Below are 11,778 nucleotides of genomic sequence, written 5' to 3'. Positions count from 1 at the left end.
GAAAGTTTTAGATGATTTTTTGACAATTTTTTATTAAATTACTTAGTTTTGTTTTAAATTATTTAATAAAGCATAAAATATATTTAATTGAAATAGATTTGATGAAAATTATAAAATAAAATCGTTAAATGAATATTTTGAAAATATGTATTCATGAAATTTGAAATATTGTATGTATTTTGTGATTGAGACTAAAATATATTTTAGTAATTTATGTTAAGAGATCTCTTAATTAAAGACTTTTATTATATTTAAAATACTTTTTAAGTTTTTTTAAAAAAACCACTCATATAACTCATTTATAAAAGTGGCTTGTATTTGAATAATTGTTAGTGTTTATGTTTGTTAATTTTTGTATTGTATTTCATATTTTATGTGTTTTCTTTTTGTTGTTTTATATCTTCATAAAGATAAACTTCTGCAATATTGGGAGTCCATCCAATCCATCTATCATGTCTAAAGAGAGCATATGATTTTGGTATTGAAAGTGGAGCTGCAGGAAAATCTTTTTCTACAATTATTTCTTCAGCTTTGCGTAAAATTTCTTGTCTTTCTGTAGGATTTAAGATAAAATTCGATTGGTTTATTAAATTATCATATTGCTTACTTGAATAACCGTATGAGCCAAAGTTGTAATTTGCTGTTGTAAATAGAGTAAGGAATGTTGATGGATCTACATAGTCCCCTGTCCATCCCATATGTGATATTTGATAATTACCTGTTCTTCTGCTACCTAAAAATGTGGTCCATTCTTCAATTTCAATCGCAACATTGATGTTTAATACTTTTTTGAATTGTTCTTGTAAAAATTCTGCGGTTATTTTCATTATGTTTTTTTGTGAAGTTTTGTATTTAAGAGTAGGAAAACCTGAACCATTAGGATAGCCAGCTTCAGCTAATAATTGTTTTGCTCTTTCTGGATCAAATAATTTTAATTGTTTACCATAAGCATAGTTTTCAAATGATGGGGTTATATTTCTAGTTGGTTGTGATTGACCTTTTAGAGACATTTTGTTTAGAGCTTCTCTGTCAATAGCAAGGGTTAAAGCTTCTCTAACTTTTGCATTGTTAAGTGGTTTGACAGTTGTGTTGAATGCCATATAGATTAAGGTGTTTGCAGGGTGAGAGTAATAATCGTTTCTTATTCTAGCTTCATCTAGGTATTCTGGTGTTATTGCTGTTAAGAAATCAAGTTCATCGTTTATATACATATTATAAGCAGTGTTTCCTTGGGCTTGATAAAATATTACTTCGTCTATTTCGACATTTGCAAAGTTATAATATTTGTTATTCTTTTCAAGAACTATTTTTTCATTTGGTGTTCTTTCTTTTAATTTATATGCACCACTTATTACTATATTTTCAGGGTTTGTCCAGTTTTGTCCGTATTTTTCAATAGTGTGAATTGGTACTGGTATGAATGTTTGATGCGTTAACATATCAAGAAAATAAGGTTTTGGACTAATTAATGTTATTTCTAATGTTGAATCATTTATAGTTTTAATGCCAAGTTCAGATTCTGATATTTTATCATCAAAATAATCTTGTGCATTTTTTATTGTTGATTTAATAATATCAACATATTGTGAACCTGTTTTTTTATTTAATACTCTAAGATAAGATTTTCGAATTCCCTCAGCAGTAATAGGGACTCCATCACTCCAAAATATATCTTCTCTTAGGTGCATTGTGTATACAAGTCCATCTTCAGATATATCCCAAGATTTAGCTAGTCCTGGTTTATATCCTCCAGTTTGTGTGTTTTTTGTTGTTAATCCTGAAAATATATTTACGATTATTCTATATGATTGAGCTGAAGTAGCTAGTTGAGGATCTAGTGAATCAGGTTCGGATTCAGCTGTTGTCCTAAATATTATCTTTTCTTTATGTTCATTATTTGAACAAGAAGTTAGCCATATAATTAAGAAAGATAAAAGAATTATGACTTTATATTTCATAATTTATTCTCCTTTATAAATATTTTGTATTTTTTAATGAATTATTCTTGTTTAATATACTTGAATGGATTTTACTTTAATTTGCTAAATAAATAAAGTATAATTTATATAAAATTATTGATGCATGTTATATATTACATTTGAGTATTTTTGGATTTCTAGTATGTTGTTTTTCAAAAACTTTAAAGGATGAAGTTTTATGTTTATACGGAATAAAAGTTTTAATAAGTATTTTAAAGGTATTGAGAACGAATTCTTTAGTAGGTTTAAAGATATTGAAAATATAAATTGTTTAAATAGTTCGTATCATGAGGCTGATTCTGTTAGTAGAAAGTTGGTTGATACGATGATAGAAAGATTACTTAAGAGTAATTCTACTATTGTTGGTATTCAAAATATTTTAAAACTTTATGAAAAGTCCAAATCCGGTAAGTCTTCAATTATATTAATGGAACATTATAGTAATTTCGATTTTCCTTGTTTTCAATTTTTGCTTGAAAAAATGAATTGTAAGGAAATTTCAGAATATGTTGTTCCTATAGCTGGTGTTAAACTTTTTAAAGATAATTTATTAATTAAAAGTTTAAGTTTGGGCTATAATGTAATATTCATCTATCCTCCACATGCATTTGTTGATGTTGATAGTAAAACTATGAGGGAGAGACGAGTTTTTAATGCTAATTCTATGAGATATGTTGCAGATAAAAAGAATAGTGGTTATATAATTCTTATTTTCCCAACAGCTACAAGATATAGAAAAGGTAAACCTGAGACTAAAAAGATAATTTCAGAAATTTCAAATTATTTTAAAATTTTTGATTATTTTATAATGGTTGGTATTAATGGCAATATTCTTGAAGTTTCATCAAATGATGATATGTCGTGTGATATTTTTAGAGAAGATGTTCTTGTATATAATACAACCGAAGTGTTGGATATAGTTGAATATAAAACTTTGATTTTAGAAAAATTGAAAAAAGAAGGTTTAGAACCAACAAAAGAAATTTTAGGTTCCAAAATTGCTGATGATTTAGAAAAACGTTTTGAGATTCTTCATAAGGATGGAGCTAAAATATATAATGATTTAATTTAGGATTTTATTGTAATATGCCTGATATAGAAAAAATAAATAAGTTTAAGAAGGAAATAATAGATAATATTGCTGATGAGAAAGCTAGAAAAGATAGTTTTGGCATTACAATGGATATTGACCCTCCAAAGGATGGTGAGTCTATTCTTCCTTGGGAAGAACAAGAAGAAGTTGTTGATTTTGATGAAGAACATGATGAAGGCCCAGATTTAGATGCTATTCTTGGTGTTCTTGATAATGAGGAAGGACAAAAGAGTGAAGCTAGTGAAAATGATATTAATCTTTTAAAAAATTCCGAAAATGTAGAAATTGATTCTGAATTTGATAATTTAAATGAGGATTTTGATGTTTTAGGTTCACATTTTGAGGAAACTTTAGATAAAGTTCTTGATGATAATTCTGTAAGTTTGGATGATGCTATTAATTTGAATTTAGATAATTCTGGTAATAATGTTGATGATGATGATAATGTTCAAAATTCAAATGTAGAGAATGGTTTAAATTCAAATTCTTCTGATTTTGAAAATCCTTTTGAAAATGATGATAGTTCTACTCAGGAATCTCAAGATTATAATAATGATGATTTTGATCTTGAGTATATGATTAGTAAAATCAAGGAAGCAGATGATGAAATTTCTTCTAATAAGTTTGATTCTAGTGATGATTCTTTAGATCCTAATACTAAAGAGGAGAAAGATTGGTCTAATCTTACAGGTGATTTTCAATCTTTAAAGGATCAAGAGAACAAAATTTTTGAGGATTCTGATTTTAAAGTTAATTATTCTTTATTTTTTAAACATTTAGATTCTTATCCTAGAAATTTGAGAATTGCTATTGCCGAAGCATTAATGTTAGAAAATGTTTCTAAGTATAAAATTGAGGCATTAGTTGATCTTGTTGAGCAAAATAAAAAAGGGCTCAATTTTATTGCTAAATTTGTTGGAGATATTATTGGCAGATCTGTTAAATTGCCCATTATGTATTATAAGGCAGAAGAATTTAGCAAACTGGAGAAGCAATTTAGTTATAGACTTTCTAAAGCCTTAACACCAATATTAAAAATTGCCTCTTTTTTTATTGTATTAACCTTTTTGTCGTTTTATTTTTTAGTAGATATTATGTTTTTTTATATTGCATCTGATAAAAAATATAAAGAAGGAATTTCATATATATATGAAAATAAAAGAGAACTTGCTAAAGCTACTTTTAAGGATGCATATTATATGCGTCCTAATAGAAAGTGGTTTTTAACTTATGCTAAGGCTTTTGAGAGTATAAAGGATTTTGATAGTGCTGAGGAAAAATATGAAGAATTGTTTACTGTTGACCCATTTTCTGAGGGTGCTTCTAAGAGAAGACGAAAAATTTTTGATAAAGATGGGTATATATCTTATGCTTTTATGAAGATGAGGCTTGGTGAATATTCTGATGCTAATTCGATTTTGGATGAAGTTATATCTTACGATATTTATGATTATGAGGCATTAATGGCTAAGGGTGAGAATTATTTTCAGTGGGCTCAAGTGGATCCTATGTATTATAGAAATAGTATAAATGATTATACCATTTTACTTTCAAAGTATGGACATCATAAGAAGGAAGTTTTATTTAAGCTTTTTGATGCTTATATTGAAGCTGGTGCTGAGAGAGAGGCTGACAATGTAAATGCTTTTATTAAAACAAATCAGGAATTAGATATTGATGAGGTAGTTTATACTAAGTATGTTAAGAAATTGATAGATAAATATGTAGAATTTACAGTTTATAATAAGCGAATAAATGCTCTCTCTAGAAATTTAAAATATTTAAATGCTCAAATGAATTTACTTAATAAAGAGTTTTCTAATTTTAAAATAAATAGTGGCAAGAGTGTTTCTGATATTTTAAATGATGTTAATCTTAATTCGGAGATTGAATATATTCTTAGGAGAATTTTATTAAAAAATCCTGATTATAATAAGGCATTATTTGAAAGTGGTAGATATTTTTATTATATGGGAGATTTGAAAAAGTCAGAAGGATATTTATTAACGGCTATAAACGGTTTTAGACAAGAAGATTTAATTAATAATGCTAGTGACAAGATTATTGCTTATAGGATTTTATCAGATATTTATGAGAAGGGAAATGATACACTTAAAGCAAGTAATATTGTCAGTTTGGCTTTAAATGAATATGATTTTTATAAAAGAAATGGCCTTATTAAAGCTTCGAGAGAACTTGCTTTAATTTATGAAAAGCAAGGAGATATATTTAAAACTTTAAATGGTTTTCAATCAGCCATATCTTCTTATAAAATGGCAATAAATGAAGGGATTAATTCACCAGATGTTTACTATAAATTAGCATTACTTAGTTATAAGGAAAATAATTATAAGGATGCATTAACTTCGCTATTCAAAGTTGAAAATATGTCTGGATTTGCAAATAGTAATAAAGTTTTAAATTCAATAGCATCTGTTCTTTATAAAATGGGTGATTTTGAAGCTTCTAGGAGTTATTATTTAAGAGTATTGCAAAATTTGGAATCAGAGAAATCCAGTATTTTAAGTTTGAGACCTAAAGGAAATGATCATCATAAAGCTTTGTTGCTAAGAGAAATTGAAGTTTATAATAATCTTGGAGTTGTTGAGATAATAGCATCTCTTGGCAATAAGGTTAAGTCTGGTGTTATTATAGATCATGATCTTTTTGATTCAGGAATTGCAAATTTAACAGAATCTTCTAGAATATTTGATCTCTTAAATCGTGATGAGGATATGATGAAAAATGTTAAAAGAGATCTTGCTAGTTTAAATCTTAGAAGCGTATTTAAAAATGATTTTACAGGTTTAAAGATTTTATTTTATGATAATTTAGCTGATAATCTTTAGATCTTTATAATTTATCAGCTTAAGGACATTGTAGAATTGTCCGATTAATGTGTAAGGGTTTATATGAGAAAAGCTTGCTTTATTATTTTCTTGTTTATTGTATTTAATTTGTTTTCTGAATCGCATGATCACTTGAGTATTAATATTGATGATGTTTATGTTGAAGCTCATGATGATGGATTTCATCTTTTTATTAGAAAAAAACCAAATATTAAATCAGTTATTTTAACCGAATCTTTTGAAATTCCAGATAAAAATAAAGATGCTTCTACTTATTCATTTAGAACATTAGAATATAATAATATTAATGGTGATGAAATTAGAATTTTAAATGGTCGAGTTATTCAAAATAGAAGTCTTTTATCTTTAACATCTTCTACTCCTGTGCAAAATAAAAGATTTGGAGAAGCTTTTCATATTTTAATACCTAAAAAATTGAGGTATGGATTTCCAAATTTTTCAACAAGAAGTGGAGATATCGATTTGGAAATTTTAAAAAGAAATAAGGAACCTTTTTGGTTTTCAATTAGAACTTTTGAAAAAAAATATAATGATTATTTAGGTCAATATAAAGATAATGCTTATGAATTGTTTTTTGGGGATACGCAACGAGAAAATATAGTTGAAAATAGTGTTTTAGAAGAGGGATTTTCTAGATTTGCTGATGATGTTGTTACTGCAAATAAAGGACTTGATATTGTTGATAAAATAAAAGATATTTTAGAAAAATCAGAAGATCCACTTGTTGATTTAGATCTAGTTTTTGTTATTGATGTTACTGATAGTATGAAAAATCATATTGAAATTTTACGAGAACACCTTCTTGACATGGTAGAACCTCAATTGAATCAGTTTAAGTCTTATAGAATAGGTTTTGTGTTTTATAAGGACTATCTTGAAGATTTTTTAACACGATCTTTTGATTTTAATAGTAAAGAATATTTACATAATATTCTTGAAAGTATTAATGTTGGGGGTGGAGGAGATTATCCTGAAGCGGTATTTGAAGGAGTTAATGCTGCTGTTACTCAATTTGATTGGAAATCAGATAATAGATTTATTATTGTACTTGGCAATGCTCCTCCTCATGAGTATCCTAGAGGTCCTATAGTTTATGAAGATGTTATTAGAGCAGCTAAGGAGAAGGATATTACAATTTATGGTATATTACTTAAGTAGTAAATTTTGTTAATTTGAAGTTGTTTTATTTTTTATTGGGTTTTGATCTTTTGTAATATTTTTTGAGATAGTGGGATAACCCACTTAGGTGTTTCAATGTTAGATTGTATCAATTCTTCAAAGAGCTTTTTTGCTGTTTCTTTTTTATTATTAACATAATATATGAATGCAATTTCATACTTTCCGGTGGCAACAATTTCTTTGTTTTCTTTGTAATTTTGAATCATTTTTTCATATATTTTTAAAGCAGTTTGATAGTCATTAATATTTTTTGCTTTTTGAGCTTCTTTTAAATAAATTCTGTGAGAGGTTTTTTCTGTAAGTTGGTCATCTAGATGAGCTATTGTGTAGCAGGAGACTAATAAAATAGTTAATGGCAGTATTAATTTATTCATTTGTTATACTCTTGTTCTATAGAAAATATTTAATTTAATTTTATTAGATATAAAAGAAGAAAACAAGTTTATGTTTGTTTTCTTCTTTATATTTTATTTAGAAGGAATTATTATTTTCCAATTTTCAAGTATGAGATCTGGATTTTGAATTTTTTGTCTGTTAGCAAACCAGATTTTTGGCCATAAATAAGGGTCATTATATAATTTTTTAGAAATTCCCCATAATGTATTTCCAATTTTGATTATGTAGAGTTCTTTACTTGAATGACTTTGATAAGCTTTTAAGTATCTTGCAGAATCTAAGAATAGCTCGTTTGCTAGCCTGAGATTATTGAGATTTTTGGCTTCAAGTCCTTGTTCCCATAGTTGTCTGGCTTTTTCAATGAGTTGAAGTGTTTTGAATTTATTTGCTTCTGTATTTTTTACTTCTTCTACTTTCTCTTCATAAGGGAGCACTATTGCGTCTATTTGTCCAAGTAAGTAAGTGTTATCTTGTAAATTCAATAGATTTACTCTTTCACCTTTATCTTGAATTAAACTTCTTCCATTCCATGGTGATGGCTTAATAAGCTTATTGTTGCTATAAATAGGAAGATTAGAAGCAGCTTCTAGTGCTTTTAATTGTTTGTACATTCTTTCTTCTGTTTCTTTAAGAGCTCTTGCTTCCTTTGCTTTTTTAGCCGTTTGTTGTGCTTTAGTAAATGCTTTGCTATACATTCCAAGAGCACTTTCGATATCATATATTTTGTATTTTCTTGTTGCCTCAAAATATAAATTGTTTACTTCATCGATTTCTAATGGAATCCATATGTATGCTTCATTAACTTCGGCGTCATTTAAATATTTTTCAATATTTTCTTTTAAATAATTTATTTTTTCTTTTTTTTCTATTGTGTCTCTTACGATATTTCTATATCGTTCCAGTACTTTTATGGCAAGTTCATTGCCTTCCTGGATTATTCCTTTTGAAAATTTACTATTCATTTCTTTTTCAAGCTTTTCAGCTTCATTGAATTCTTTAGAATAAAAGAGATTACCCCTTTCTCTGATGACTCCATTTTTCATTTCTTCAATGTCTCTTTTGATATCTCCAGTTTCTTTAATTGAGATTTTGGAGTTGTCATTTTGTTGATCCTCTGGTGTGCTATTGCATGAAATTAGAGAAATAGCAAAAACAAATAACATTAAAAATAATAACTTGCTTTTTTTTATCATAAATACATCCTTCTTATGTGATATTGATTACATAAATTAAGAACTTTACTTTTTACATATCACTTCTTATAAAGCTTCTAAGTAGTATATTATTACACAATTTGATATTATACAATTTTTTTGTTTCATATTACGTTCTATTTTTATTACATCAATATTTTAATTCTTGCCTTTAATCTGCCTTAAAAATCACTGGTTCTCCACATCTTTCTTCTTGAGGTGCAGTTTGGCATGAAATTAGGACAAGAGTAAGCATAGATAATATTAAAAATAATAATTTGGATTTTTTAATCATAAGTACATCCTTTTGACATAAAATTGGCTACACATTGTGTAACTTTTCTCACGCCTTAGATTCTTGAAAAGAACAGGCTTAACATAAAATATTATTTTTTTATGCTGTGTTAGAGAAGTATAACGTATTTTTCGTTTTTATTAAAGTTAATAAATCTCTTTAAAAAAGATATAATTAACATTGTAATATTATTGAAAAGGAAAATTTGGTTTTGAAATTATATATTATTATCCTTTTATTTTTGTCATCCCAAGTAATATTGTTTTCTCAAGTAGCATCTATTAAGGAAATGGAAGGACAAATTAATGTTATACGAAATGCTGTTTATGTTAAGTTAAATTTAGGAGATGAAATTTTTGAATATGATTTTATTGATGTGGGCAGTAATTCTAAACTTAAAATAAGCTTATATGGGATTAATGGTATTGAATCAGATTTGACTTTGCATTCTAATACTTATAGTCTTATTTGTTATTCTTCTCTTAAAGATATGCAAGATGCAAAAATATATTTATTTAAGGGAAGTTTAGATGTGACAATTTATAAAATTGTTCAGGGTTCTTCATTTTCTGTAGATATTAATAATTATTTTTTTAAAACAGATGCTCCAGCTAAATTTTATGTAAATTGTGAATATTTTAATAATTATTTTGTCAGTGTGTTTGATGGTATTCTTAATCATTATAATAAAGATACATATTGGATTTCGACAAACACTAGTATTTTACTTTGGAATAATAATTCTTTTTTATATAAAACCGATGATGCTGTGCCACAAAATGTGATTCAAAACTTAAAAGAAATGTCTCGCAAAAACTTTATTTCTCTAAATAATAAGCATTCAGCTTATGTATTTTCAAAGTATGTTGAGGATAGCTTTAGGTTTGATTTCGTGTACGATTATTTAGTAAGGGATCCTAAATTTAACGTTATATATTCTAAGTGGAGTTTAGAGGATAAAAATTATACTTTAGGAAATAGGGTTGATATGATAAATGATGTTAATTATTTAAGAGGAAGAGTAGGTATTCTTTTTAAGAATTTTGTTTATTTAGCCAATGTTTTCTTTTTTATAGAGGATATTGTTAATCATACTTCTGATATGTTTGATAAAGTGATAATTTATGGATCTGTTTTAAAATTTTTTGAAAATTATAAACAAAATAGGTCATCTTTGGCAAAAAAATTTTTTAAAACAATTCATTCCTTTAAAATGTATTTAGTTCGTACAAATGGTGATCTTCCTAGTAATTTAAGTGTTAATGAATTTTATTTATTAACACCTAGAGAATTTTGATATTAAGAAATGCTTTTGTTAAACTAATGAATTGGCAGTGAAATTTGTTATAATTTAGAAACTATAAATATAGTTTTTTATTTGATTGAAAGATAATTTTTTTTAGGAAAGTATTTTATAATGAATTTGAATACTAAATGTTTGAGGGAGATATTTTAGTTTTAAAAATTTGTTTCTTGAGAGTTTATAAAATTGAATTTCTCTTTAATGATTTATGATTTTGTTTTTTTTTAAATTGATATTTTAATCAAATTAAAGCAAAATTTGCTTAAAATTGGACGTAATAGCGAATTTTATGATATCTTTTTACAAAGAAACTTTTTATGAAAGTAATTGGTATATTGGTAGGTTTTAGGGTTTTGATTTTATGCCGTTTTGTTCTCATAGTGTCAAAATTAGTTGTATTTTATGAGAAAAAGGTGTTTTGTATTTGTGAGTAAATCTTTTTTTTTTAGAATTTTTTGGATTGTTATTTCATTAATTTGTTTGTTTTTATTTGTTTATATTAATTTTTTTAAGGCTAGAGGGCTTAAATTTTCATCTAATAGAAAAATTGCTTTATTTATTCCTGGCAGTATTACTGGTTCGCCTTCTTATAAGGCAATGTATGATTGTTTAATTGAATTTCAAAATAGTAGAAGTGATATTGATATTGAATTATTTGAATCTGGATTTAATCAGCATGAATGGATAGAATTACTCGAGAAATTATTAAATTCCAAAAATTATGATTTTTTAATAACAACAAATAATGTCATGCAAGGCATTATAGATAAAGTTTCCAGGAATTATCCTTATACTAAATTTTTGCTTTTTGATTCTTTAGTTAAAAATACTAATCCCCAAGTATATTCTCTTTCTTATAACGTTGCCGAAGAAGCTTATTTATTGGGTTATTATGTTGGTTTATTTTTAAAAGATTCAAATTTAGCAAATCAGAATGTTGCTTTGATTGCTGGACAAGAGTATCCTGTTATGAATAATTATATTTTTCCTTATTTTAAAAATGGTATTAAAGAGGTTTTAGATTCAGAGGTTTTTTTTAGGACTTTAGGAAATTGGCATGACAGTAATAGAGTCAAAGTTTTGACCGAATCTTTGATTTTGGATTCAAAAGTATCTGTCATTCTTCCGATTGTAGGGGCAGCTATTAAGGGTGTTCTATCAGCAGTTCGTAAGCATGGTGTTTTTGTTGTTCTTTTTGATGGTGAGGATTATTTGGATAATAAAGAGAATATTATTGGATCGGGTATTACAAATCAAAGATTATTCTTGGAAGAGGTCTTAAGTAAAGCTATTAAGGATGAGATTCAGTATGGAACTTATAGGGTGCTTGGATTTAAAGATAAGGGGGTTTCATTTAATTTGTTAAATAAATTTTATCTAGAGAGTATAGGTTTGGATCTTAAAGAAAAGCTTGAGGAAAAAATGAGAGAGATGAATGATACTGAAATCAAAATAAATTTAGAATAATTT

At 26.4% G+C, this 11,778-nt stretch carries 8 protein-coding genes; 5 read left to right on the top strand and 3 right to left on the bottom strand.

Translation table 11 applies throughout. From position 1 onward, the window contains the following. Positions 1 to 371 precede the first annotated feature (371 nt). The gene (locus BDU_RS01640) at positions 372 to 1,958 is read right to left on the bottom strand and encodes a peptide ABC transporter substrate-binding protein (RefSeq protein ID WP_012538092.1); all 1,587 of its coding nucleotides are present in this window, start codon (positions 1,956 to 1,958) and stop codon (positions 372 to 374) included. A 199-nt stretch (positions 1,959 to 2,157) separates the two neighbouring features. Between BDU_RS01640 and BDU_RS01635 the strand changes: the two genes are divergently transcribed. From BDU_RS01635 to BDU_RS01625, 3 genes are all read left to right on the top strand, one after another. After that, positions 2,158 to 3,051, top strand: a complete 894-nt coding sequence (locus tag BDU_RS01635; protein WP_012538091.1) for a 1-acyl-sn-glycerol-3-phosphate acyltransferase — start codon at positions 2,158 to 2,160, stop codon at positions 3,049 to 3,051. A 14-nt stretch (positions 3,052 to 3,065) separates the two neighbouring features. After that, positions 3,066 to 5,921 (top strand): periplasmic flagellar collar protein FlcA, encoded by a 2,856-nt coding sequence (gene flcA, locus BDU_RS01630; protein ID WP_012538090.1) that lies wholly within the window; start codon positions 3,066 to 3,068, stop codon positions 5,919 to 5,921. Positions 5,922 to 5,984: 63 nt separating this feature from the next. Further along, positions 5,985 to 7,100 (top strand): VWA domain-containing protein, encoded by a 1,116-nt coding sequence (locus BDU_RS01625; protein WP_012538089.1) that lies wholly within the window; start codon positions 5,985 to 5,987, stop codon positions 7,098 to 7,100. Between the two features lie 32 nt (positions 7,101 to 7,132). Here BDU_RS01625 and BDU_RS01620 read toward each other — a convergent pair whose 3' ends face one another. Further along, complete coding sequence (locus BDU_RS01620; RefSeq protein ID WP_012538088.1) at positions 7,133 to 7,495, bottom strand: outer membrane protein assembly factor BamD; 363 nt, start codon at positions 7,493 to 7,495, stop codon at positions 7,133 to 7,135. 93 nt (positions 7,496 to 7,588) lie between these two features. Then, complete coding sequence (locus BDU_RS01615) at positions 7,589 to 8,710, bottom strand: LysM peptidoglycan-binding domain-containing protein (RefSeq protein ID WP_012538087.1); 1,122 nt, start codon at positions 8,708 to 8,710, stop codon at positions 7,589 to 7,591. Between the two features lie 536 nt (positions 8,711 to 9,246). On the opposite strand from BDU_RS01615, the gene BDU_RS01610 reads away from it, so the two are divergent. Together BDU_RS01610 and BDU_RS01605 are read left to right on the top strand one after the other, a co-directional pair. Then, complete coding sequence (locus tag BDU_RS01610; protein WP_376984134.1) at positions 9,247 to 10,302, top strand: hypothetical protein; 1,056 nt, start codon at positions 9,247 to 9,249, stop codon at positions 10,300 to 10,302. A 432-nt stretch (positions 10,303 to 10,734) separates the two neighbouring features. Beyond that, positions 10,735 to 11,775 (top strand): BMP family ABC transporter substrate-binding protein, encoded by a 1,041-nt coding sequence (locus BDU_RS01605; protein ID WP_041177700.1) that lies wholly within the window; start codon positions 10,735 to 10,737, stop codon positions 11,773 to 11,775. The last annotated feature ends 3 nt before the right edge of the window (positions 11,776 to 11,778 follow it).

It is taken from the genome of Borrelia duttonii Ly (genome assembly GCF_000019685.1).
In the GTDB taxonomy this organism is placed as follows: Bacteria; Spirochaetota; Spirochaetia; order Borreliales; family Borreliaceae; genus Borrelia; species Borrelia duttonii.
This window is presented reverse-complemented; position numbering and strand designations above follow the sequence as displayed.

Coding starts and splice junctions, on each gene's coding strand:
- BDU_RS01620 (WP_012538088.1), bottom strand. CDS start 7,495: ATGAATAAATTAATACTGCCATTAACTATTTTATTAGTCTCCTGCTAC.
- BDU_RS01615 (WP_012538087.1), bottom strand. CDS start 8,710: ATGATAAAAAAAAGCAAGTTATTATTTTTAATGTTATTTGTTTTTGCT.
- BDU_RS01625 (WP_012538089.1), top strand. CDS start 5,985: ATGAGAAAAGCTTGCTTTATTATTTTCTTGTTTATTGTATTTAATTTG.
- flcA (WP_012538090.1), top strand. CDS start 3,066: ATGCCTGATATAGAAAAAATAAATAAGTTTAAGAAGGAAATAATAGAT.
- BDU_RS01640 (WP_012538092.1), bottom strand. CDS start 1,958: ATGAAATATAAAGTCATAATTCTTTTATCTTTCTTAATTATATGGCTA.
- BDU_RS01635 (WP_012538091.1), top strand. CDS start 2,158: ATGTTTATACGGAATAAAAGTTTTAATAAGTATTTTAAAGGTATTGAG.